Annotated in this window: 24 protein-coding genes; 9 read left to right on the forward strand and 15 right to left on the reverse strand. The window is 62.4% G+C overall.

Annotation, left to right across the window (positions count from 1 at the left end):
• On the forward strand, positions 1-756 hold the full coding sequence (locus HU737_RS21655; RefSeq protein ID WP_186552927.1) for a slipin family protein: 756 nt from the start codon (positions 1-3) through the stop codon (positions 754-756).
• Positions 757-785: 29 nt separating this feature from the next.
• On the opposite strand, the gene HU737_RS21660 is transcribed toward HU737_RS21655, so the two are convergent.
• The 3 genes from HU737_RS21660 to HU737_RS21670 form a co-directional block, all read right to left on the reverse strand.
• Positions 786-1,418 carry a LysE family transporter gene (locus tag HU737_RS21660; protein WP_186552928.1) on the reverse strand — a complete coding sequence of 211 codons (633 nt, stop codon included), beginning with the start codon at positions 1,416-1,418 and terminating at the stop codon, positions 786-788.
• 98 nt (positions 1,419-1,516) lie between these two features.
• Complete coding sequence (locus tag HU737_RS21665; RefSeq protein WP_186552929.1) at positions 1,517-2,104, reverse strand: mechanosensitive ion channel family protein; 588 nt, start codon at positions 2,102-2,104, stop codon at positions 1,517-1,519.
• On the reverse strand, positions 2,104-4,014 hold the full coding sequence (locus HU737_RS21670; RefSeq protein WP_186552930.1) for an ATP-binding cassette domain-containing protein: 1,911 nt from the start codon (positions 4,012-4,014) through the stop codon (positions 2,104-2,106). Before HU737_RS21670 ends, HU737_RS21665 begins: the two co-directional genes overlap by 1 nt.
• Before the next feature lie 50 nt (positions 4,015-4,064).
• On the opposite strand from HU737_RS21670, the gene HU737_RS21675 reads away from it, so the two are divergent.
• On the forward strand, positions 4,065-4,547 hold the full coding sequence (locus HU737_RS21675) for a TIGR02444 family protein (RefSeq protein WP_186552931.1): 483 nt from the start codon (positions 4,065-4,067) through the stop codon (positions 4,545-4,547).
• Here HU737_RS21675 and HU737_RS21680 read toward each other — a convergent pair.
• Positions 4,523-5,671 (reverse strand): AlgP family protein, encoded by a 1,149-nt coding sequence (locus tag HU737_RS21680; RefSeq protein ID WP_186552932.1) that lies wholly within the window; start codon positions 5,669-5,671, stop codon positions 4,523-4,525. The genes HU737_RS21675 and HU737_RS21680 overlap by 25 nt on opposite strands.
• 223 nt (positions 5,672-5,894) lie before the next feature.
• Here HU737_RS21680 and HU737_RS21685 point away from each other — a divergent pair, with 223 nt between their 5' ends.
• A complete protein-coding gene (locus HU737_RS21685) occupies positions 5,895-6,560 on the forward strand; it encodes an FKBP-type peptidyl-prolyl cis-trans isomerase (protein ID WP_186552933.1) in 666 nt (221 codons plus the stop codon).
• A 9-nt stretch (positions 6,561-6,569) separates the two neighbouring features.
• Here the strand turns inward: HU737_RS21685 and rsd are convergent, their stop codons facing one another.
• The 7 genes from rsd to HU737_RS21715 form a co-directional block, all read right to left on the reverse strand.
• Positions 6,570-7,040 (reverse strand): sigma D regulator, encoded by a 471-nt coding sequence (rsd, locus tag HU737_RS21690; RefSeq protein ID WP_186552934.1) that lies wholly within the window; start codon positions 7,038-7,040, stop codon positions 6,570-6,572.
• Between the two features lie 231 nt (positions 7,041-7,271).
• The gene (locus HU737_RS21695; RefSeq protein WP_186552935.1) at positions 7,272-7,778 is read right to left on the reverse strand and encodes a disulfide bond formation protein B; all 507 of its coding nucleotides are present in this window, start codon (positions 7,776-7,778) and stop codon (positions 7,272-7,274) included.
• 224 nt (positions 7,779-8,002) lie between these two features.
• The gene (locus HU737_RS21700; RefSeq protein WP_186552936.1) at positions 8,003-9,241 is read right to left on the reverse strand and encodes a heme biosynthesis protein HemY; all 1,239 of its coding nucleotides are present in this window, start codon (positions 9,239-9,241) and stop codon (positions 8,003-8,005) included.
• Positions 9,238-10,338, reverse strand: coding sequence for a uroporphyrinogen-III C-methyltransferase (locus HU737_RS26280; protein ID WP_312153038.1), 1,101 nt, complete (start codon positions 10,336-10,338; stop codon positions 9,238-9,240). The genes HU737_RS21700 and HU737_RS26280 overlap by 4 nt, the downstream gene beginning before the upstream one ends.
• A gap of 45 nt (positions 10,339-10,383) precedes the next feature.
• Entirely contained in the window at positions 10,384-11,151 is a 768-nt protein-coding gene (locus HU737_RS26285) for a uroporphyrinogen-III synthase (RefSeq protein WP_312153037.1), read from the reverse strand.
• A complete protein-coding gene (gene hemC / locus HU737_RS21710) occupies positions 11,148-12,089 on the reverse strand; it encodes a hydroxymethylbilane synthase (RefSeq protein ID WP_186552937.1) in 942 nt (313 codons plus the stop codon). The genes HU737_RS26285 and hemC overlap by 4 nt, the downstream gene beginning before the upstream one ends.
• 135 nt (positions 12,090-12,224) lie before the next feature.
• Positions 12,225-12,974, reverse strand: a complete 750-nt coding sequence (locus HU737_RS21715) for a LytR/AlgR family response regulator transcription factor (RefSeq protein WP_186552938.1) — start codon at positions 12,972-12,974, stop codon at positions 12,225-12,227.
• A 311-nt stretch (positions 12,975-13,285) separates the two neighbouring features.
• Between HU737_RS21715 and argH the strand changes: the two genes are divergently transcribed.
• On the forward strand, positions 13,286-14,680 hold the full coding sequence (gene argH / locus HU737_RS21720) for an argininosuccinate lyase (protein WP_186552939.1): 1,395 nt from the start codon (positions 13,286-13,288) through the stop codon (positions 14,678-14,680).
• A gap of 169 nt (positions 14,681-14,849) precedes the next feature.
• Here argH and HU737_RS21725 read toward each other — a convergent pair whose 3' ends face one another.
• A complete protein-coding gene (locus HU737_RS21725; protein ID WP_186552940.1) occupies positions 14,850-15,509 on the reverse strand; it encodes a glutathione S-transferase in 660 nt (219 codons plus the stop codon).
• 145 nt (positions 15,510-15,654) lie between these two features.
• On the opposite strand from HU737_RS21725, the gene HU737_RS21730 reads away from it, so the two are divergent.
• From HU737_RS21730 to HU737_RS21745, 4 genes are all read left to right on the forward strand, one after another.
• Entirely contained in the window at positions 15,655-15,954 is a 300-nt protein-coding gene (locus tag HU737_RS21730) for a hypothetical protein (RefSeq protein WP_186552941.1), read from the forward strand.
• A 72-nt stretch (positions 15,955-16,026) separates the two neighbouring features.
• The gene (locus HU737_RS21735) at positions 16,027-16,272 is read left to right on the forward strand and encodes a TIGR02647 family protein (protein WP_186552942.1); all 246 of its coding nucleotides are present in this window, start codon (positions 16,027-16,029) and stop codon (positions 16,270-16,272) included.
• A gap of 180 nt (positions 16,273-16,452) precedes the next feature.
• Positions 16,453-19,311 (forward strand): class I adenylate cyclase, encoded by a 2,859-nt coding sequence (locus HU737_RS21740; protein WP_186552943.1) that lies wholly within the window; start codon positions 16,453-16,455, stop codon positions 19,309-19,311.
• A 90-nt stretch (positions 19,312-19,401) separates the two neighbouring features.
• Positions 19,402-20,244, forward strand: coding sequence for a PI-PLC domain-containing protein (locus HU737_RS21745; protein ID WP_186552944.1), 843 nt, complete (start codon positions 19,402-19,404; stop codon positions 20,242-20,244).
• Between the two features lie 14 nt (positions 20,245-20,258).
• Here HU737_RS21745 and rnk read toward each other — a convergent pair whose 3' ends face one another.
• The 3 genes from rnk to cyaY form a co-directional block, all read right to left on the reverse strand.
• The gene (gene rnk, locus HU737_RS21750) at positions 20,259-20,669 is read right to left on the reverse strand and encodes a nucleoside diphosphate kinase regulator (RefSeq protein ID WP_186552945.1); all 411 of its coding nucleotides are present in this window, start codon (positions 20,667-20,669) and stop codon (positions 20,259-20,261) included.
• 135 nt (positions 20,670-20,804) lie between these two features.
• Positions 20,805-21,017 carry a DUF1289 domain-containing protein gene (locus HU737_RS21755; protein ID WP_186552946.1) on the reverse strand — a complete coding sequence of 71 codons (213 nt, stop codon included), beginning with the start codon at positions 21,015-21,017 and terminating at the stop codon, positions 20,805-20,807.
• A gap of 1 nt (position 21,018) precedes the next feature.
• Positions 21,019-21,351, reverse strand: coding sequence for an iron donor protein CyaY (cyaY, locus tag HU737_RS21760; protein WP_186552947.1), 333 nt, complete (start codon positions 21,349-21,351; stop codon positions 21,019-21,021).
• Positions 21,352-21,539: 188 nt separating this feature from the next.
• On the opposite strand from cyaY, the gene lptM reads away from it, so the two are divergent.
• The gene (lptM, locus tag HU737_RS21765; protein WP_186552948.1) at positions 21,540-21,743 is read left to right on the forward strand and encodes an LPS translocon maturation chaperone LptM; all 204 of its coding nucleotides are present in this window, start codon (positions 21,540-21,542) and stop codon (positions 21,741-21,743) included.
• Positions 21,744-21,751: the final 8 nt, after the last annotated feature.

The following is a 21,751-nucleotide window of genomic DNA, read 5'->3' on the forward strand; positions in this document are numbered from 1 at the left end:
ATGTTCGTGCAATTGGGCTTCGGCGCGCTGCTGATGCTGGTCGGCGTGCTGCTGATCTCGGCGTTTCGCATCCTGCGCGAGTATGAGCGCGGGGTGGTGTTCCAGCTTGGGCGCTTCTGGCAGGTCAAGGGGCCGGGGCTGATCCTGCTGATCCCGGTGATCCAGCAGATGGTTCGGGTAGACCTACGCACCGTGGTGCTCGACGTGCCGCCACAAGATGTCATCACCCGCGACAACGTCTCGGTCAAGGTCAACGCGGTGCTGTACTTTCGTGTGCTCGATCCGCAGAAGGCGATCATCCAGGTCGAGGACTTTCTCAACGCCACCAGCCAGCTGGCCCAGACCACCTTGCGAGCAGTGCTCGGTAAACACGAGCTGGACGAGCTGCTGGCCGAGCGCGAGCAGCTCAACCAGGACATTCGCCAAGTGCTGGATGCGCAGACCGATGCCTGGGGAATCAAGGTGGCCAACGTCGAGATCAAGCATGTCGACCTCAATGAGTCGATGATCCGCGCGATCGCCCGCCAGGCCGAAGCCGAGCGCGAACGGCGGGCCAAGGTGATCCATGCCGAGGGTGAACTGCAAGCGTCGGAAAAGCTGATGCAGGCCGCGCAGATGCTCAGCAAGGAGCCAGGGGCGATGCAGTTGCGCTACATGCAGACGCTGGGTTCGATTGCCGGGGACAAGAGCTCGACCATCGTCTTTCCGATGCCGCTCGATTTGCTCAAGGGAATGGTGGATCGGGATCGCTCATGACTGGGGCCGCATTGCGGCCCCAAACTGCATCAGAGCGGCGCCCGACGCAGGGTCGCGAGGAAGGTCGCAGCGCCCAGGAACAACCCGGCGAAGGTGCGGTTCAGACGCTTCTGCTGCTTGGGCGTACGCAGCAAACGCAGCACCCGCGAAGCCAGCCCGGTATAACCCGCCATCACCAGCAGATCGACGCTGATCATGGTCACGGTGATCGCCAGGTACTGCGGCAACAGCGCCTCGTGCGGGTTGATGAACTGCGGCAGCACCGCCAGCATGAATACCAATGCCTTGGGGTTACTGACGTTCACCAGAAAGCCACGAAAGACCAGGCTCAACGGCTTGCCAATCGGCCGCACGCCGGACTCTTCGCTCATGTCCATCGGCAGCGCGCGCCACTGTTTGTAGGCCAGGTACACCAGGTAACCGACGCCGAACCATTTGATGACTTGGAAGGCAGTGGCGGAGGCGGCGAGGATCGCGCCGACACCGGCAGCGATGATGGCGATTTGCACGATCAGGCCGATCTGTAGGCCTAGCGCGTTCCAGTAACCGCGCCAGAAACCGTACTGTAGACCGCTGGACATCGAGGCGATCGCCCCGGCACCTGGCGACAGACTGATCACCCAGCACGCGGCAAAAAAGGCCAACCACGTTTCCATCGACATCACACACCTCGCTCGTGCACATGTTGCAAAACGTTAAGCTACGAGGTTGATGAAAAAATGACCAGCGATATTTTGCAGGGACGGGTTCAGGCAGCCTTTCAGTCCTCTTGAACCGAAACATCCTTAGCCACACCCGGCACCTCAGCGCCCCGCCAGCGCCGCACCGATTTCTGGAAGAACTGGCTGTTCGGCACCTGCACCAGCGCCCCACCCGCTTCGGGCAGCTCCATCAAGGTCGTGAACAGCAGGTTGATGGCAATCACCCGACCCTTCACCCCCGGTTTGTCGAGGGTATCGACCAGCTCGACCACATCACCAATGCGAAACGGCCCCACGGTAAAGATCAGCACCGCACACAGCAGGTTGGACAACACGCTCCACATGGCGAAGAAAGCCACCGCCGCAACCGCGACGAAGCCTGACAGCGCAGTCCACAACACCGTCGCCGAAACGCCCATGCGCTCCAACACGAACAGCAGCGCGCTGCCCATGATCAGCCAACGCAAGCCGCCGCGCACCGGCACCAGCAGCTCCGGTGGCAACGGGTAGCGCTCGCCCAGGCGGCTCAGGCAGCGGGCGATGAAGCGTTGCAGGACAAACGCTGCGACCAGGATCAGCAAAATCTGCAAACCCAACCACAGTGCGTCCATCCATTGCCCCGGCAGCAGGCCTTGCAACTCCTCCATCAGGACAGCGCCTCAAGCTCGGCTTGCATGCTTTCCAGCAGTTCCAAGGCTTCCATCCAGGACTCCTCCAACTGCGCTTCGCGTTGCTTGAGTTTGCTCTGGCGGGCGAGCAGGTCGCGCAGCTCGTCCTTGCGGGCGGCTTCGTACAAGCCGCTGTCACCGAGTGCAGTCTCGATCTCGGCCAACTGGCTGTGGACCTGGCCCAGCTCGGTCTCCAGCTTCTCGGCGGCGCGCTTGTGCGGGGCCAGTTGCTGACGCAAAGCGGCTGCGGCTTGGCGCTGGGCCTTTTTGTCAGTCTTGTCCGGGTTGGCCGGCGCAGTACTGACCGGCGCATTGCGCTGGCGGTAGTCGATCAGCCAGCGGCTGTAGTCATCGAGGTCGCCATCGAAGGTGTCGACCTTGCCGTCGGCCACCAGCAGGAAGTCGTCGGTGGTGCTCTTGAGCAGGTGCCGGTCGTGAGAGACCACCACCACTGCGCCACTGAACTCCTGCAAGGCCATGGTCAAGGCCAGGCGCATTTCCAGGTCGAGGTGGTTGGTTGGTTCGTCGAGCAGCAGCAGGTTCGGCCGCTCCCAGGCAATCAGGGCCAGCGCCAAACGCGCCTTCTCACCACCGGAGAAGTTCAGCACCGGCTCCTCGGCGCGGGCGCCATGGAAGTCGAACCCGCCAAGGAAGTCGCGCAGGGTCTGCTCACGTTCCGTTGGAGCGATGCGTTGCAGGTGCAACAGCGGGCTGGCCTTGTCATCCAGCGAATCGAGCTGGTGCTGGGCGAAGTAGCCCACCGCCAGGTTTTCGCCGCGCACCAGCCGCCCACCGAGGGGTTGCAGCTCGCCGGCAAGGTTCTTGATCAGGGTCGATTTACCGGCGCCGTTCGGGCCGAGCAAGCCGATACGGGCGCCTGGGGTCAGCTGCAGCTTGACCTTCTCCAGCACCGCCTTGTCGCCATAACCCAGGCGACCCTCGGAAAGGTCGAGCAGTGGGCTGGAGATCTTCTCCGACTCGCGGAAAACGAAGTCGAACGGCGAATCGACATGCGCCGCTGACAGCTCTTCCATGCGTTCCAGGGCCTTGATCCGGCTCTGCGCCTGACGGGCCTTGGTAGCCTGGGCCTTGAAGCGGGCGATGTACTTTTCCATGTGCGCGCGCTGCGCTTGCTGCTTCTCGTAGGCCTGCTGCTGTTGCGCCAGGCGCTCGGCACGGGTGCGCTCGAAGGCGGTGTAGCCGCCCTTGTAGAGGTTGAGCTTGCGCTGTTCGACATGCAGCACGTGATCGACCACCGAATCGAGGAAGTCGCGGTCGTGGGAAATCAGCAGCAGCGTACCTGGATAGCCCTTGAGCCAGTCTTCCAGCCAGAGGATGGCATCCAGGTCCAAGTGGTTGGTCGGCTCATCGAGCAGCAGCAGGTCGGACGGGCACATCAGCGCCTGGGCCAGGTTGAGGCGCATCCGCCAGCCACCGGAGAAGTCACCGACGCGGCGGTCCATCTGCTCGTTGCTGAAGCCAAGGCCAGCCAGCAGCTTGCGCGCACGGGCGTCGGCGGTATAGCCGTCGGCGATCTCCAGCTCGCTGTGCAAGCGGGCCAGGGCCGTGCCGTCATGGGCTTGTTCGGCCAGCGCCAGCTCGGCCTGAACCTGGCGCAGGCGGATGTCGCCGTCGAGCACATAGTCCACCGCCACCCGGTCGAGGGTGTCGACCTCCTGGCGCATGTGAGCGATGCGCCAGTCGCCGGGCAGCTGACAATCGCCGCCATCGGGCGTGAGCTCACCGCGCAGCAGGGCGAACAGGCTGGATTTGCCGGCGCCGTTGGCACCGATGAGGCCGGCTTTGTGACCGGTGTGCAGGGTCATCTCGGCGCCATCTAGCAAGCGCTGCGGACCACGCTGTAAAGTGAGGTTGGATAGTCTGATCATGATGGTCGCGGAGTCTACCAGCTTCCTCGGCCGCAAGCGCGAGTGGAACCATGCACACCGACCTGTGGAATCACGCCCTGGCCCTGTACGCCAAGCCGGGTGTCGAAGAGGCCTGCCTGAGTCTTCAGCAATTGGGCGCGGACGTTTGCCTGCTGCTCTGCGCAACCTGGTTGCAGGCGCAGGGTGTCAGCGCTGATGCCGAGCGCGCGCAGGCCCTGGGCGACCTGGCCCGGACCTGGCAGCAGGAGGTGGTGATGCCCCTGCGTAGCCTGCGCCAACAATGGCGCAGCGCTGGGCAAAACGATCCGCAGTTGGCCGCCTTGCGTGAGCAGGTCAAGGGCTTGGAATTGCAGGCAGAGAGAACGCTACTGGAGCGCTTGCAAGCGTGCTCGCGACAATGGCCCGCGGGCTCGAACGAGACCACGGACGATTGGTTGGCCCGGCTGGCACCAGACCGTTGCCGCGACCACGACGCGCTGCATCAGCTGCGCGTCGCGGCGCAACAGCTTCAGGAAGCCGAAGACGGCGTCTGAGCTGGGGCACTGGCCGGGGCCGAAGCGGTCGAGGCTGGCGCTGCCGAGTTGGTCGCAGAGGCCGAGCTGCTCGCGGACGGTGCAGGCTTGGCTTCGGCTGGCTTGCTTTCGACCTTGGCAGCGGCAGGCTTGGCTACGGCTGGTTTGGCGGCAGCTGGCTTGGCCGGTGCTTTAGCGGCAGCGGGCTTGGCGGCGGGTTTGGCAGCGGTTTTCACGGGTGCCTTGGCAGCGGCCGGTTTGGCAGCAGGTTTGGCCGCGGCGGGCTTGGCAGCCGGTTTAGCAGCAGCGGTTTTGGCCGGTGCTTTGGCGGCGGCTGGTTTGGCTGCAGGTTTCGCTGCAGCAGCTTTAGCAGGCGCTTTGGCAGCTACTGGCTTGGCGGCTGGCTTGGCGGCTGGCTTGGCAGCAGATTTGGCTGCAGCGGTCTTGGCCGGGGCCTTGGCGGCTGCCGGTTTCGCGGCAGTTTTGGCAGCTGGCTTGGCGGCAGCGGTTCTAGCCGGGGCCTTGGCTGCGGCTGGCTTAGCAGCAGGTTTGGCAGCAGGTTTGGCTGCGGCGGTTTTCGCCGGGGCCTTGGCGGCAGCGGGTTTAGCTGCGGTTCTGGCTGCTGGCTTAGCGGCAGCGGTTTTTGCTGGTGCTTTGGCGGCGGTGGCTTTCACCGCTGGCTTGGCAGCCGACTTAGTCGCAGCAGGTTTGGCTGCAGTTTTGCTGGCAGCAGGCTTGGCAGCAGCACGCTGGCCGAGGGCCTTGCCGGCTGCTTCACGCACTTTGCCAACACCCTGGGCAAGTTTCAGGCTTTCCTGAGCATCACGCTTGAGTTGCTGGATATAAGTACGGGTCTGCGATTGACGCTCCTTGAGTGAATCGAGCAATGCTTCAAGTTCACCCGCGGCTTTATGCGCCTTGTTCTGCGCCTTGGCTTTGCCGGCCTTGGCCGCGTCCTGCAATTTCAGACGCGAGTTGTGCAGTTTTTCCTGCGCCTTGCCACGTTGCTTTTCCAACTTTGCCAACAGTTTCTCTGCATCCGCCAGCGCTTGCGAGCAGGCATCTTCCAGATGTTCGAGCAGGCTACCGGAAAGTTGCTGGAGCAGGTGCAACGGCGTACTTACTGGCTTCTTCTTGGCCGACATGGTTTACCTCCTGGCTGACGAGATTGCGGCTCATACTATGCTTCTGCTGCTACCGCCGCTAGGGCATGTTGACAGTATTGTTAGCGCCGCGTTGCATGCCTGGGCAAAGTTGTTATCTTGCAGCTCCGTGCAAGTGTAGTTCGCCATTAAAGTATTGCTGATATTTACACGGGGCCGACAACAAGGCTGGCATACTTGCCACTCTTCGCAGCAGGAGTCGACCGTGCCTCGTTATCTTGTTTTTGGCCTGTGCCTGATGGCGCCCTTCGCCCTCGCCGCCGCTGATAAACCATCGTCCAACGACCAGGACCTGGCCTACAGCCTGGGCGCCAGCCTTGGCGAACGGCTGCGCCAGGAAGTCCCCGGCCTGCAACTCGATGCCCTGGTCGAGGGCCTGCGCCAGGCTTATCAGGACAAACCCCTGAAGCTCGACAAGGCGCGCATGCAGCGCATTCTTGAGCAGCACGAAGAGCAGGCCAATGCCGCTTCCGAGCAGACTCAGGTGAACCAACTCAAGGCCGTGGAAACGCGCTTCATGGCTAACGAACGCGCCCGCAAAGGCGTACACGAATTGCCCGAAGGTATTCTCTACAGCGAGTTGGTCGCAGGCACTGGTGCTCAGCCAAAGGCCACCGGCAAGGTGCAGGTGCGCTACGTAGGGAAGTTGCCGGACGGTTCGGTGTTCGATCAGAACCAGCAACCACAATGGTTCAGCCTGGACTCGGTAATCGAAGGGTGGCAGGTGGCACTGCCGAAGATGAAGGCGGGCGGCAAGTGGCGGCTGGTGATTCCATCGGCCCAGGCTTACGGCGCCGAAGGTGCGGGCGACTTGATCGCGCCCTACACCCCGCTGGTGTTCGAGATCGAACTGCTGTCGGTGGCGGACTGATCCGGGCCATCAGGCCTGGACCGCATCCTCTTGCTTGTGGGCGTTGTGCAGCACTTCGATCAGGCAGTCTTCCAGTTCGAAGCGCTCACGTAGCAAGGCACCGAGCTTGCTCAACTTGTCGGCGAATCGCTCAGGGTCGGTGCACTCACCTTTGGCACAGTGGTCGTTGAACGCCAGGGCGATCTGAGTGCTGTCATCGATGCGCGGGTTGATCTGGGTAGCCAGCTCCAAGGCACCCTGATCACCGAAGGCCTTGGCTTCGCTGACCAGCTGTTCGCTGATTTCGAAATGCCAGGCCGAGACATAGTCGACCAACACCGCGCAGAAACCGCTGTTCTTGTCCTTGTCGGCGAAGGCCGGCTTGGCATCGCGCAGGGCACGGAAAGACTGCACCAGCTCCTCGCGTTCCTGGAGCCAACGGTCAATCAGCTTGTGAACCCCGCCCCAGCGTTCCTGGGCATTCTGACAACTATCGAGCATGGCGATTCTTCCCTTCTGGGTAGATGCCGCTGCACCTCGTTCCACAACTCTGCGGCACAAAGGTGACATCAGCAGGACGGCATCGAGCAGTTGTGTTTTTCGGTATCCGTGCAGGGAGATTATTCCCGCACGTGCTGCCCTTCAAGGTACGCATTGGACAAAGTTCATACAAGCGTTTCATCCCTGGGTATTACGCCATTGGTCGAGCAACCGGCCCAGGCTTGCGCCAAGTCAAAGCGTGTTGAGGGTGCGGAAACGATACGCCAACAGGCGCGACAGGGGCAGCGCCGCGAGCAGCAGGAAGGCCAGCAGGCTCCATTCGGGCAGGGTCAGGTCAAGAAAGCTCCAGGTCAGCGAGCCGCAGTCCGGGCCGCCCAACAAAAACGTCTTCAGACCCTGGCTCCAGGAGTGCTCGAAAAGCCTGCCGATAGGCGCCGGGCAGGTCTCGATAGGCATGCCGCTGCCCTGCAGCCAGACATGCCGCGCCGCCAACAGCGCGCCACCTGCCGAGCAGGCCAGCGTCAGCCGCGCATAGGTGCGCCAGCCCAGCCCCGACGGCGCGTGAACAACTGCACACAAGCAGACCATGGCGTACAGCGCCAACAGCAGGCGCTGGCTATAGCACAGCGAGCACGGCGCAAGGCCCAGGCTGCTTTCCAGTACGAAGGTTGCGCTCAGGATCGCCAGCGAGGCGAGCAAGGCAGGCAGGTAGCAAATTCGATAACGGGCCAGCGACATGAGCGATGTAGGTCCCGGGGTAGTCAGTGACGTGATTTGAAACGGTAGAGGAAAGCGACAGTTTGTTTCAAGGCACTACAGTAGAGACAAGTCGCTGATTGCGCGGGAAAAGTTTCAACTTTGCGTAGGAAGATTCTGATGGCGGTCCTGTAACCCGGCCGAATGCTTGTGGATAAACGCCGTACCCCCGGACCTGCACATCATTGCGCAGGTCCGGAGGTGGGTCAGGCGCGTACGCCCTCGGGCAGCGGCAGCGCCAGCAGGCGCTCATCCAGCAACCCCAAGCCCTCCTGGAACAACTGATTGCTGCGCTCGATCTCGCCTAATCCTGCGAGCAGACGCGCAAGCTCGGCACAGGTTTCTGGATTGCGCTCCAGGCGCAAGCTGCTTTCCAGATAGTCACGAGCTTTGCCCCAGAGACGATTCTGCAGGCTCAGGCGGCCCAGCGTGAGCAGCAGGCTTGGGTCTTGCGGGTGGTCCTTGAGCCACCCTTCGGCGGTCTGCAACTGCCGCGCGGGGTCTTCACCGCGCACCAGCCCGTAGAGCCTGGCCAGGTGGCTCTCGTATTGACGCTTGAGTGCCGCGCGCAGCACCTGTTCGGCTTCACCCTGGGCGCCTACCTGGCGCAGCTGTTCGGCGCAGGCCAAGACCAGTTGCGGCTCTTGGCGCTGGGCCGAGGTCAGCTGCTGCCAGGCGCGCTCCAAGGCTTGGCGCGCGCTCTGGGAGTCTTCTCCTCGGGTCGTCGCCAGATTCAGGTTTTGCCCCCAGGCACGCTGTTCCAGCTCGGCCAGCTCGTTAGCCGGCAACACCTTGCCCTTGCGCAGCTCGGGCAGCAGGCGAATCAGCGCCGGCCAATCGCCGCGCTGCAGGTACAATCGCTGCAACAGACGCAGCACCTGGCCGTTGTGCGGGTGACGCTCGTGCATCGCCAGCAAGGTTTCCAAGGCGCCATCGGCTTCACCACGGTCCATCTGCAGTTGCGCATGGGTCAAGGCAATCGCCAGTTCTGCTTGCGGCTGACGCTCCAGGGCGCGCTCCAGCAGGTTGTCGCTGTCTTCGCTGCGGCCCAGCTCGTTGGCTGCACGCGCAGCACCGAGGTAGTACAGCAGCGGCTGGCGCTCGGCCTCGGCGGCGCGATGCAGGTGACGCTGAGCGCTGGCCCAGCGGCCTTCGGCCAGATCCAGCTGGCCTTGCTCGACAGCGATGCGCGTGCGCCGACGGCGGTTGCGCCGCGACCAAGGGTTGACCACACCACTGGAGGTCAACACCAGGCCAATCAGGTAACGCAGCAGCCACACTGCCAGGACGATACCCACCAACGCGCCCAACGCGGCCCACAAGCCAGACTGGTAGCGAAAGCTGCCATAGGCGATCAGTACGTAGCCGCTGTGCTTGGCAATGGCGATGCCCAACGCTGCGGCTACTACGATCGCCACTACTGCCAGCAGGTAGACCCGCTTCATGGCTTGCCCCCTTCTGCTTCAGTCGGCAGATGGCGGCGCTGGATGTAGGCCTGCACTGCGGCCAGGCTTTCGCTCAAATCGGGGGTAACTACCGAGACCGGCTGTTCGGCCAAGGCGTTCAAGCTGTCGAGCATGGCCTTACTTTGCGGGTTGTCGGCGTTGAAGTTGGCCAGCAGCACGCTGCGGGCATCGTCCAGGGCCTGGGTATAGACCTTTGCCTCACCATTGAGGGCCGCCCACTGGGCTTGCTCGATGGTCAGGCTCAGGGCCAGGCGCAACTGATTGAGCGACTGCCCGGCCAGCAGTGGGCGGACGTTGTCGTCTGCGTTGAATTCGATCTGGAAGTACTTGGAAATCTCTGCCCACCACTGCGACCAGCGGCTGGCACCATCGCCGTCGGAGGTCAGCGCGCCGAGGGCGTCGGCATTGCCATCGAACTCTGGCGACTGGGCGCTCAGTTGCTGGACTTGCTCGCGCTGGGCAGCCAGCTTGAGGAACAGGCCGGTGCGGTCTGGTTGCGCAGTGCTGTTGAGGGTAGCCAGGCTGCGGGCCAGTTGCTCGCGAGCGGCGAAGGCACCTGGATCGCTTTGTTCACGCAGAATCTCGTCAGCGCCTTCGACCAGGGCCTTGGCACTGGTGATGTCTTGCAGGGCGGACAAGCGCAGGGTCGCCAGGCGCAACAGGTGTTCGGCTTCAGCCAGGCGCCATTCCTTGCGGCTCTCGCCCAGCACGGTTTCCAGGCGTTGGCTCAGGCGCTGCTGATCGCCCTGCAGCTGCGACACCAGGCGGCGCCGATCTTCCAACTCACTGGCTGCCGGCAGACTGGCCAGCTGGGCGCTGATTTGTTGATCGCGCTGCTGCAAGGCAGCGGTCTGCTCGCTCAGCGCTTCGAGGCGCTGGCCCTGGCCTTGCTCGCTGCCTTGCAGCTGTCGCACCTGCCAGACGCCCCAGCCCCCGACCGCGACCCCGGCGGCACCGAGCAGCAACGCCAGCACTGCAAGGCCATTGCCTGAACGCTTGGCGGGCTTTGCGGCTGGGGTTTCCAGCGCGTCGGCTGCGGTGGGCTGTTCGTTGTTGGACAAGACAGTTTCGCTCACGTATCCATCCTTTGCATGGGGGCGCGTCGCTCTGAGCTTAGCGCCTTAAGAGGCAGGTGCAGCGCTGCGCTGCACAGCTGCCAGCAAGGCCGTGGCACTGGCGCCACGGCAATCCACAATGTGTTGGGCGCCGGCCGCTCGCGCTTGCTCGGCTACCCGCGGGCTTGGCACGAACAACGGCAAATGCGCCAAACGTGGCCAATCTGCACCTGCCAGCTGGCGCAAGTGTGCAAAACCCTGCCCACTGCTGACCACCAGGCCATTGAGGCGTTCCGCTTCGATCTGGCGTACCAGTGTGCCCGGCGGGTACTGCGGCAGGCAGCGGCGATACAGTTCCAGATAATCGACACTAGCACCTTGCTCAGCAAGACGCTCTGCCAGCAGTTCACGACCTCCGACACCGCGGATGATCAATACCCGTGAATCCGCCCTGGCGGTAGCCTTACGCAGATCGGGTAGCTCAAGCAAGGCCTCGCTGTCATCACCTGCAGTAGGGCAAGTCACCAAAAGCCCAGCATCCTCAAGCACGCGGGCGGTCGCTTCACCCACCGTGAACCAGCCCTCGCGGGGTGCTTGCAGGCCGGTCTGGGCGAGCCGTTCGAGCAATAAGCGGGCAGCCGGCTTGCTCACCACGATGAAGGCCTGGTAGCGCTGTAGCTCGCTCAGGCGCAGGGTTTGTGGCGGGTCCAGGGCAACTGGCTCGATCGCCAACAGCGGCAGGCTGCTGCTGGCGATACCGGCAAGCGCCAGGCTGTGCGCCAGTGCCGCACAATCCTCTTCAGGTCGGGTCAGCAGCAAGCGCCAGGGGCTCACGGATGGCCAGCCTCGCCATAGACTTCCTTGAGGATCGCCTCGGCGCCCTGCCCCAGCAGGTCTTCGGCGACCTGCACGCCCAAGGCTTGGGCTTGCGCGCGCGGCGCACGCGCCTCGGCGACCAGCAAGGTGCCGCCACTCGGTTGACCCACCAGGCCACGCAGCCACAGCTGCTCGCCTTCGAGCACCGCGTAGCAGGCAATCGGCACTTGGCAGCCGCCATTGAGGTGTTTGTTGAGCGCGCGCTCGGCCACCACTCGGTCGGCGGTATCAATGTGGTGCAGCGGCGCCAGCAAGGCGTGGATTTCACTGTCGGCGCTGCGGCATTCGATACCTACCGCGCCCTGGCCACCGGCTGGCAGGCTGTCGTCGACGCTGATGCTGGAGGTAATACGGTCTTCAAAACCCAAGCGAATCAAACCGGCAGCGGCGAGGATAATGGCGTCGTATTCACCAGCATCGAGCTTGGCCAGGCGGGTGTTGACGTTGCCGCGCAGGAACTGGATCTTCAGATCCGGCCGACGCGCCAGCAGTTGGGCCTGACGACGCAGGCTGGAGGTGCCGACGACGCTGCCCGCTGGCAGCGCTTCAAGACTGGCGAAGCGGTTGGAAACGAACGCATCACGCGGATCTTCGCGTTCACAGATGCAATACAGACCCAGGCCTTGCGGGAAGTCCATGGGTACATCTTTCATCGAATGCACAGCGATGTCGGCTTCGTTGTCCAGCAGCGCGGTTTCCAGCTCCTTGACGAACAAGCCCTTGCCGCCAATTTTCGCCAGCGGCGCGTCGAGCAACTTGTCGCCGCGGCTGACCATGGGCACCAGGCTCACCCGCAGGCCTGGATGAGCCTGTTCCAGGCGCGCTTTGACGTATTCGGCCTGCCACAGGGCCAGGGCACTTTTACGGGTGGCAATGCGGATTTCGCGAGTGGACATGTAACGCCCCGATGCAGAGAGATGCTGTCGATGATAACAGCTCCTCCGGGTCTGCCTGCAGACCCAGATCAGCAATCGACGGCCCTCGCCGCAAAGGCGCGGTGCTGCCCTGCGCGAGCAGCTGCCTGGGTTGTGTCAGTGCAGCCCCTGCATCATCTTGCGCACGCCGGCCACATGCCGGCGGCTGACCGTCAGCGCATCACCGTCCAGCCCTTTGAGGAACAGCTGGAAATGCCCAAGCGGCGTGCGCTGCAAACGCTCGATACGCTCGCGGGCCACCAGCGCATTGCGGTGAATGCGCACGAAGCGTTCGCCGAACTCGTCCTCAAGCGCCTTGAGCGGTTCATCGAGCAATACTTCCCCGGCCTCGTGGCGCAGGGTGACGTACTTGTGGTCGGCGATGAAATAGATGACTTGCGGCAGGGGGATCAACTCGATGCCCTTGCGCGTTCGCGCGCTGATATGGCTGCGCGGATTGCCACCCCCTTCATTGGCCGGGCGTGTCAGCGCCGCCAACTGGGCGCGGTTGGGTTTTTCGGCTTTACGCAGGGCATCACGCAGCGCCTGCGGCTGAATCGGCTTGGCGACGTGGCTGAGGGTACTGTCCTTGAAGGCTTCACTGTCGTATTCATCGCCAGCGGTGCAGAACACCACAGCTGGCGGCGCTTCGCGTTCGCACAAGCGTGCAGCGACTTGCAAGCCATCAAGGCCGGGCATGTCGATATCCAGCAGGACCACGTCGGGCTTGTGGCTTTCGATCAGGGCCAGGGCCTCATCGCCGTTGGTGGCGCTGGGCTCCAGCACGGTGTAGCCCTCCAGCTCGCCTAGCAAGCGGCTTAGGCGTTCGCGGGCTTGGGGTTCGTCATCAACGATCAGGACATTCATAATTGCGCTGGATTCCTGAATGAGTCTCGCACGGGTATAGCGTAGACAGGTGTGGGTCGACCGACACCGCGGTCACGCTCTAGACCGATGCAATGGCCAAAGATTCACTGGTCCGGCAGATTCACTGCCAGTCCTTTGTCCAACTGTAGACGGTCCGTGGAACACTGCCGTTCAATCGCTAAATATCCTTACGCAAGACAGGGTCTGGTGTTTTCTCGCGATTTCAATCGACCGGCGCCCTGCGGCAGCCCGCGCAACCCTGCTATTATCGGCGCCACTTTTTATCGTTCACGCCTTCAACGAGTGAATCCATGAGCACCGACAAGACCAATCAGTCCTGGGGCGGCCGCTTCAGTGAGCCCGTCGACGCCTTCGTCGCCCGCTTCACCGCCTCGGTCGATTTCGACAAGCGCCTGTACCGCCACGACATCATGGGTTCGATCGCCCACGCCACCATGTTGGCGCAGGTCGGCGTACTCAGCGACGCCGAGCGCGACACCATCATCGATGGCCTGAAGACCATCCAGGGCGAAATCGAGGCCGGCAACTTCGACTGGCGCGTCGACCTGGAAGACGTGCACATGAACATCGAAGCGCGCCTGACCGACCGCATCGGCATCACCGGCAAGAAGCTGCACACTGGCCGTAGCCGTAACGATCAGGTGGCCACCGACATCCGCCTGTGGCTGCGTGACGAGATCGACCTGATCCTGGCCGAAATCACGCGCTTGCAGCAGGGCCTGCTGGAGCAAGCCGAGCGCGAAGCCGAGACCATCATGCCGGGCTTCACCCACCTGCAGACTGCGCAGCCCGTTACCTTCGGCCACCACCTGCTGGCCTGGTTCGAGATGCTCAGCCGTGACTACGAGCGTCTGGTCGACTGCCGCAAGCGCGCCAACCGCATGCCCCTGGGCAGCGCCGCGCTGGCCGGCACCACCTACCCGATCGATCGCGAACTGACCTGCAAGCTGCTGGGCTTCGAAGCTGTGGCCGGCAACTCGCTCGATGGCGTCTCCGACCGTGACTTCGCCATCGAATTCTGTGCCGCCGCCAGCATTGCCATGATGCACCTGTCGCGCTTCTCCGAAGAGCTGGTGCTGTGGACCAGCGCCCAGTTCCAGTTCATCGACCTGCCTGATCGCTTCTGCACCGGCAGCTCGATCATGCCGCAGAAAAAGAACCCGGACGTACCGGAGCTGGTACGTGGCAAGAGCGGCCGCGTGTTTGGCGCCCTGACCGGCCTGCTGACCCTGATGAAAGGCCAACCACTGGCCTACAACAAGGACAACCAGGAAGACAAAGAGCCGCTGTTCGATGCCGCCGATACCCTGCGCGACTCGCTGCGCGCCTTTGCCGACATGATCCCGGCGATCAAGCCACGTCACGCGATCATGCGTGAAGCGGCGCTGCGTGGTTTCTCCACCGCGACCGACCTGGCCGATTACCTGGTACGCCGCGGCCTGCCGTTCCGTGATTGCCACGAGATCGTTGGCCATGCGGTGAAGTACGGTGTCGATACTGGTAAAGACTTGGCCGAGATGAGCCTGGACGAGTTGCGCCAGTTCAGCGATCAGATCGAGCAGGATGTGTTTGCCGTGTTGACCCTGGAAGGCTCGGTCAATGCGCGTAATCACATTGGCGGTACTGCACCGGCGCAGGTGCGTGCGGCTGTAGTGCGCGGCAAGGCGTTGCTGGCTGCGCGATAAGCTTCATTGCGAGGGCTTCGCCCTCGTTCGCGGGGCAAGCCCGCTCCCACGCGCAGCTCGACTCAAGGCGTGGGAGCCTGATTGCCAAGGCTACGCCCTCGTACCGTTCTACGCAAGGCGTGGGAGCGGGCTTGTCCCGCGATGGCTGCAACGCAGCCTTTCGCTCAGATCAGCGCTTCTTGCTGATCATCTCCAGGAAGCCCGGCATCGCCGCTGCTTTATCCGCGAGAATCTTCGCCATGTGCGGGTTATCCCCCATCAGCTCCAGCAGCGCCTTGGCCTGCGGGAAGTCTTCCAGCAAGTCCAGGTTCAACACCTTCTTGCCCACCGCACAGGCCAAATCGACTGAGAAACAGAACATCAGGTCGGCGAGGGTCAACTGTTCGCCAGCAACATACGGGGCGAACTTGCCATTACGCTTGAGCGTGGCAAACCCGGCAATCAGCTCGGCACGCGCCTTCTCCTTGACCAGCGGCTCGACCGCCTGGCCAAAAAACGCCTCGGCATAGCAGGTACGCGCGGGGAGTTCGATATACAACTCGATCTCCCGCAGCAGCTCGCGCACCTTGGCCTGGCCGAAGGCATCGGCTGGGAGCAGCGGCTTGCCTGGCTGGGTCTGCTCGATATAGTCGAGGATCACACTGGTTTCACTGATAAAGCCATGTTCGGTCTCCAGCGCCGGCACCTTGCCACGTGGGCTGATAGACAGGGCCTGGGGGGTTTGCCCGCCAAAGAAGGTCACCTCGTCGAACGGCAGGCCCTTCTCCAGCAAGGCCAGCTTGACCATGTTGTAGTAGTTACTGACCGAAAATCCGTGAAGCTTGAGCATTGATACAGCCTCCAGGCCGTGTGGGGATGGCCCCGGAGTTATAGCCGCAACCCCTCGCCATGACCAGCGTCATGCACCGCGTCGATGGCCGGGCATTGCCTGCGCGAGCATGGCAAACTGTGCACTTCACTACAGGAGCACCGCCATGAGCGAACCCCGCGACATCGATACTGATGAAGAAGAAGCCTTCGCCGAGGCCACCCTGACCCAGGCCATCGAAAACCAGATTGAAAGTGGCGAGCCCCCCGCCGCCAAGGCCACCTTCAACAAGCTGACCCTGGTCGGCTACGAGCGCGAAGACATCCTCAACCTGATGGCTCACGTGCTGGCCATCGAGATCGACGCCCTGCTCGACGAAGATCGCCCGTTCAATACCGAGTGGTACGAGAACGCCTTGCGGGCACTGCCGGAGCTGCCACCTGAGGCGGATCAAGGCGACCAGTAAAAAGTCTGACTACACTCCACGCTCAGGCACCCATTGCGGTGCCCCATCCTTGTCTGGAAGTCAGGAGTTGCCATGTCCCTTACCCCCGAGCTGATCGCTGAACTGGAAGTCCTTGCCCTGTTCAATCTGGACAGCAGCCAGGAAGGCATCCAAGTCCACAACAACGCCTCCCCCGCGCTGATCGCCGCCGCCAAGCGCCTGCACGAAAAGGAACTGACCGACCAGCCCGATGGTGGTTATCTGACCAGCCTGGGGCGTGATGCGGCTGAGCATGTCCAGTCACTGCTGATCATTCTGAAAAGCGCAGAGACCGCCTGATTTCTGTAATCCTGTTCGCGGCCAAGCCTCGCTCCCTGCATACCCCTGTAGGAGTGGGCTTGCCCGCGAAGAGGCCTACAGCCCCGCTAAAAATCTGACGCCAAAAATTCACATAGCCCTTATCCGACTTCCCCGCTCAGGCTAAACTCGCCACAGCCCCGGCCTGACCCTGAGTGCGCAATGAACCACCCCCACGAAATTCGCCCCGATCTGGATGAAGGCATCGACCGCAAGGTGCTGGCGAAATTGCGCGCGCGCTTTCTGCTCATCAATAACGGTCGGCTGGAACGGGCGATGGACGGCCTGTCGACACGCCAGCAGCAGGTGCTCACGCTGCTGCCGCTACTGTTCCACGTCAATCACCCACTGCTACCGGGGTATGTCAGCGGCAACACCCCCGCGGGTGTGTCAGGCTTCGAGCCTGAGCCCGAGCTGGTTGCCGAAGCCCAGCGCCTGGCCCGCTCGTTTACCCACAAGGCGCGCCTGGGCAATGCGCCACGGCCCATTCACGGTCTGTTCCTGATGGGCAGCCTGGGCACCCTGGCTCAGGCCGAACAAAGCGACATGGACCTCTGGGTCTGCCACGCCCCGGGGCTTGGTGAAAGTGCACTGGCGGAGCTCAGACGCAAATGTCAGCTGCTTGAAGCCTGGGCGATGAGCCTGGGCACCGAGGCGCACTTTTTCCTGATCGACCCGCAGAACTTCGTCCAAGGCGAGCGCGACAGCCAGCTGAGCTCCGATGACTGCGGCACCACCCAGCACTATCTGTTGCTCGACGAGTTCTATCGCACCGCGATCTGGCTGGCCGGGCGCACCCCGCTGTGGTGGTTGGTACCCGTGTATGAAGAACACAATTACCAGGCGTACACGCAAACCCTGCTGTCCAAGCGGTTCATTCGCGCCGACCACGATCTGGACCTTGGCCACCTGGCGCACATCCCGGCAGGCGAGTTTGTCGGAGCCGGCCTGTGGCAGCTGTTCAAGGGCATCGACTCACCGTACAAATCGCTGCTCAAGTTACTGCTGACCGAGGTCTATGCCAGCGAACAGCCGGCCGTGCGCTGCCTGAGCCTGGATTACAAACAGGCGGTATTCGCCAACCAGCTCGACCTCGATGCGCTCGACCCTTACGTGATGGTCTATCGCCGCATCGAGCAATACCTGCAGCGGCGCGGTGACCAGCAGCGCCTGGAGCTGGTGCGCCGCAGCCTGTACCTGAAGATCAACAAGAAACTCAGCGGCCTTGGCCGTTCGCGCAATGGCGACTGGCAGCGGCGCTTGCTCGCCCGACTGGTCGAGGAATGGGGCTGGGACGAACGCCAATTGGCCCTGCTCGACAGCCGCAGCCAGTGGAAGGTGCGCCAGGTCGCGGTCGAGCGCCGCGAGCTGGTCGCCGAGCTCAACCACAGCTACCGCTTCCTCAGCCAGCTCGCCCGCGAGCAGAACGCCAGCAGCCGCGCCGACCAGCGCGACCTCAATGTGCTCGGGCGCAGGCTTTACGCGGCGTTCGAGCGCCGTGCCGGCAAGATCGAAGTGATCAACCCTGGGATCGCCCCGGATCTGGCTGAAGACACCCTGACCCTGGTGCAATCACCCAACCGCAAGGAGCCAGGTACCCACCACTGGGGCCTATACAACGGCAATCTGGGCGTGCACGAGTGGGAGCATTTCAGCCCGATCAAGCGCTGCCGCGAACTGCTTGAGCTGCTGACCTGGGCGCACCGCAATGGCGTGATCGACAGCAGCACGCGGCTCGCTCTTCACCCCGGCGTCAGTGACTTGAGCGAGTTCGAGCTGTTCAACCTGCTGGGCAGCTTGCAGCAGAGCATTGCCCTGCCGCTGGAGCCGGTCAGCGAGGTGCGCCTGTTGCAGCCAAGCGTGGCCGACGAGATCCTGCTGCTGGTCAACGTTGGCCTGGACCCCCTGCGCCACCACCGCGACCTGAACATCCTCATGACCACCGAACGGACCGACTCGCTGAGTTATGCCGGCGTGCGCGAAAACCTGGTGCTTAGCCTCGACCAGATCACCCTCAACAGCTGGAACGAAGTGCTGGTGCAGCGCTACGACGGCGAGCATGCCCTGATGCGCTGTTTACGCGACTTCCTCAACAGCCTGGGCCAGCGCAGTCATCGCCCGCGAGTGCGGGTGCGCTGTTTCTGCCATAACCGCGCCCAGGCAATCGCCCAGCGGGTCGAGGAACTGTTCGACACCGCGCAACTGCTGCTCGATCAAAACTTGAACCACCGCTACTTGGTGCAGATTGCCCAAGACACCCACGCATTGGAGCTGCTGCCTGGGCATGTCACCTTGGCCACACTGGCCAACCATGAAGACGTGCTCAGCTACCTGGGCGAGGAGCGCGGCCAGTACAGCCCCTTGCACCTGGATGCCAATGCCCTGCAGGACCACGACCTGCCGCGGATTCTTGAGCTCGGCCAGCCCGAGTGCATTCAGGTGTTCTACCGTCTGCTCGATGGCTGGGCCGACCTGTATGTGCTGGATGAATACAATGCGCTGTGGCAACAGCGCCTGCCGCTGGATGATGAAACCCACCTGCTGCTGCCGCTGCAGCGCTTCCTTTGTTCGGTGGTCAGGCGCCGTGATGCCCAGCTACCGCTGGACAGCCTGCAAGACTCGCTGAGCATTATTTATTACCAATTGCTGCCGGGAAGCGGCAAAACTCGCAGCATTGAACAACGGCCAGTACCCGTCGATGGCAGCGACCAGCCTTATTACGAAGTCCAGGCTATCTTGCAGAAAAGCGCTGGCGACGGGGTGCATGTCACCTTGTATTGCAATCAGCAGGAGTTTTCCGAGCTGGACTACGCAGACCAGCTATACAGCGTGGTTTCCCGGCAAATCCTCAGCAAGCGTCGTAGCGCCGGCACTTACCGCTGCTATATCACTGACCTGGATCTTTCCGAACTGCTCGACGACGACCAAGGCTCGACCATTCTCTACCTGCGCTACAAGCGCGAGCTGGAGCAGGCACTGAATGCGGGTCTGGCGCAACTTCAGGCGACCTTGCAACCCTGATTGACCCTGCTCAACAGGAGGACTTTCCCTATGCCAGACGGCGTGGGGGCGTCACATCCTGCGCACTCGAATCCAAAACCGGAGTGCGAGATGAACAAAGAAAACTGGATGGGCTCCCTGCCCGAGCTGGGTCGCCTGCGCATTGATCAGTTGGTGCTACCTGGCAGTCACGACTCTGGTGCGGACAAACAATCCGACAGCCTGACATTACCTCAGGAAATCACCCAAGACGTTTCCTGCATCGAGCAAATTCGCGGCGGCATTCGTGTTCTTGACCTGCGTGTAAGGGCCAACCGTGAGTACCTGCCGGACTCACCCAACCGATACAAGCTGTTCCACCTCAATACATCAGGGCGAACCCTGCTGGGCGATGTCATCTACGAGCTGAACAAATTCTATGGCAAACCTGAAAACGCCAAAGAGATCGTCATCCTCGACTTTCATCAATTCGACAACTTCAGCCCCAATGAGCATCGTTGGCTGCAGGGGGTGCTGGAAAAGTACATTGGCCAGCGATTGATTCCATGGCACTTAAAGGATCTGACCCTCGACCAGCTATGGCGCGACCACCCTGGCAAAACCGTGGTGATCGCCTACAACACTGAGAGCCCAGGGGCGCACTGGGATGGTGTGTACCAGGCCTGGATTGGCCGCAATACACCTACAACCAGCGAATTGAAGGCGTTCATGGACGAGGTCGCAGCCGAAGGTCGAGAGCTTGATCCGCTGCATGCGATCCAGTGCGCCAAGTACAACAAAGGAGTTTTCACCCCCGACGACTTCAGCGACAAGATCGATGAGTGGTTCGAGTCGCGCGACCTGGGAAGCTACATTCAGAACTTCCACATCATCAACACCGACTGGTCACTGCGCAGCCGCATCGTCGACAACTGCATCCATGCCAGCCTGTTGCGGGCACGCAACATCCCTTGATCACACAAGGGTGATCAGAGGTCAAAATCACCCGAGGCTTCCGGCTGGTACTCAACCTCAAGCAGCTTGAGTTTGAGGGTCTTGCCAGCCGGCGCCGGCCAATCGATCTGGTCGCCCACCGACAGCCCCAGCAGCGCGCAGCCAATGGGCGCGAGGATCGAGACATTGCCTTCCGGCCCGGCATCTTTCGGATACACCAGGGTCAGGTGGTAGTCCTTGCCACTGGCTTCTTCGCGGCAGTGCACGCGCGAATTCATGGTCACCACCCCAGCCGGGACCTCCTCGTGACCGACCACCTTGTCGGCGCGGTCAAGCTCGGCCATCAAGGCCTCCACACCTGGCGTGTTTTCATCGAGGCTGTCGATCAGACGCTCGAGACGTTGCACGTCCAATCGGGTGAGGATGAGGGAAGGTTTGGTGCTCATGATCCAGTCAGACTCCTTGTTCATCAGGCAAATTGTGGTGGGCAGATAAAGCAAAACCCCGCCCAAGGGCGGGGTTTGTGAATGCTTTCGGCAGCACCGACGCAGAGCCCGACAGTATCACAGCCGGGTAAATACTCAAGCCCGGGCGCGTAGGGCCTCGGCTTCGCGGCAAATCTGCCGGCGCCGTTCGTCGTCGGCCGAGCGCCATTCGCGGATGTGCTCGACATGGCGGTGGCAACCGGTGCAGACCCGCTGCTCATCCAAACGACAAACGCTGATGCACGGCGACTTCACCGCGGTGCTGACATTACTGTAGAGCGGCTTGGGTGGCCGCGGCTGCTCGCTCATCTCAGATCTCGTCGAAGTCCAGCTTCTCGCCGATCCGCTCCCAAACGATGCGCTCGAGCATTTCGCCGAGCAGCTCCTCGCTCTTCTCGCAGACCCACTTCTTGCTTTCTTCGTCGTAGTCGAAGTGGAAACCCCCAGACTTGTCGGCCAGCCACAGTTGGCGCAGCGGCTCCTGGCGGCTGAAGATCAGCTGGCTGCCATTGTCGAACTTGATGGTCAGCACGCCGGCGGAATTTTCCATGTCCAGGTCCAGGTCGGTTTCATCGAACAGGTCTTCCAGGGCCTGTTGGGTCGCGTCGACCAGATCGTGGAAACGCGCTTCGCTCAAACTCATTACACAAACCTCGAAATTGGCTGCTTACGGCAAGCGGGGCACGATACGGACGCTGGCCGGCGAATGCAAAGGATAACCCAATCACGAGGCAGGCCCGCGCCCGCCAGGCGGACCGGCCCTTGCATAGGCAATCAGGCAGGCGCTCGGTATACTCGGGCGCAATACTGCATATTTCAAGGATTTCACCAATGAAGCGCCTGATTTCCTCCCTCGCGGCGCTGGTCGCGGTTGCCTGCCTCGTTTCGGCCTGCGGTCAGAAGGGCCCCCTGTACTTGCCAGAAGACGGCAAAGACGGCAAGGCCAAAAAATCGCACCAGCACCAGCACGCTCAGCCCTCGCAGCAGCAAGCGCCGCAGCCAGAGCAAGAACCCGAGCAGCAGCCAGCGCAGTAAGGAAATCC

It is taken from the genome of Pseudomonas urmiensis (assembly GCF_014268815.2).
In the GTDB taxonomy this organism is placed as follows: Bacteria; Pseudomonadota; Gammaproteobacteria; order Pseudomonadales; family Pseudomonadaceae; genus Aquipseudomonas; species Aquipseudomonas urmiensis.

Coding starts and splice junctions, on each gene's coding strand:
- HU737_RS21655 (WP_186552927.1), top strand. CDS start 1: ATGTTCGTGCAATTGGGCTTCGGCGCGCTGCTGATGCTGGTCGGCGTG.
- HU737_RS21660 (WP_186552928.1), bottom strand. CDS start 1,418: ATGTCGATGGAAACGTGGTTGGCCTTTTTTGCCGCGTGCTGGGTGATC.
- HU737_RS21665 (WP_186552929.1), bottom strand. CDS start 2,104: ATGGAGGAGTTGCAAGGCCTGCTGCCGGGGCAATGGATGGACGCACTG.
- HU737_RS21670 (WP_186552930.1), bottom strand. CDS start 4,014: ATGATCAGACTATCCAACCTCACTTTACAGCGTGGTCCGCAGCGCTTG.
- HU737_RS21675 (WP_186552931.1), top strand. CDS start 4,065: ATGCACACCGACCTGTGGAATCACGCCCTGGCCCTGTACGCCAAGCCG.
- HU737_RS21680 (WP_186552932.1), bottom strand. CDS start 5,671: ATGTCGGCCAAGAAGAAGCCAGTAAGTACGCCGTTGCACCTGCTCCAG.
- rsd (WP_186552934.1), bottom strand. CDS start 7,040: ATGCTCGATAGTTGTCAGAATGCCCAGGAACGCTGGGGCGGGGTTCAC.
- HU737_RS21695 (WP_186552935.1), bottom strand. CDS start 7,778: ATGTCGCTGGCCCGTTATCGAATTTGCTACCTGCCTGCCTTGCTCGCC.
- HU737_RS21700 (WP_186552936.1), bottom strand. CDS start 9,241: ATGAAGCGGGTCTACCTGCTGGCAGTAGTGGCGATCGTAGTAGCCGCA.
- hemC (WP_186552937.1), bottom strand. CDS start 12,089: ATGTCCACTCGCGAAATCCGCATTGCCACCCGTAAAAGTGCCCTGGCC.
- HU737_RS21715 (WP_186552938.1), bottom strand. CDS start 12,974: ATGAATGTCCTGATCGTTGATGACGAACCCCAAGCCCGCGAACGCCTA.
- argH (WP_186552939.1), top strand. CDS start 13,286: ATGAGCACCGACAAGACCAATCAGTCCTGGGGCGGCCGCTTCAGTGAG.
- HU737_RS21725 (WP_186552940.1), bottom strand. CDS start 15,509: ATGCTCAAGCTTCACGGATTTTCGGTCAGTAACTACTACAACATGGTC.
- HU737_RS21730 (WP_186552941.1), top strand. CDS start 15,655: ATGAGCGAACCCCGCGACATCGATACTGATGAAGAAGAAGCCTTCGCC.
- HU737_RS21735 (WP_186552942.1), top strand. CDS start 16,027: ATGTCCCTTACCCCCGAGCTGATCGCTGAACTGGAAGTCCTTGCCCTG.
- HU737_RS21740 (WP_186552943.1), top strand. CDS start 16,453: ATGAACCACCCCCACGAAATTCGCCCCGATCTGGATGAAGGCATCGAC.
- HU737_RS21745 (WP_186552944.1), top strand. CDS start 19,402: ATGAACAAAGAAAACTGGATGGGCTCCCTGCCCGAGCTGGGTCGCCTG.
- rnk (WP_186552945.1), bottom strand. CDS start 20,669: ATGAGCACCAAACCTTCCCTCATCCTCACCCGATTGGACGTGCAACGT.
- HU737_RS21755 (WP_186552946.1), bottom strand. CDS start 21,017: ATGAGCGAGCAGCCGCGGCCACCCAAGCCGCTCTACAGTAATGTCAGC.
- cyaY (WP_186552947.1), bottom strand. CDS start 21,351: ATGAGTTTGAGCGAAGCGCGTTTCCACGATCTGGTCGACGCGACCCAA.
- lptM (WP_186552948.1), top strand. CDS start 21,540: ATGAAGCGCCTGATTTCCTCCCTCGCGGCGCTGGTCGCGGTTGCCTGC.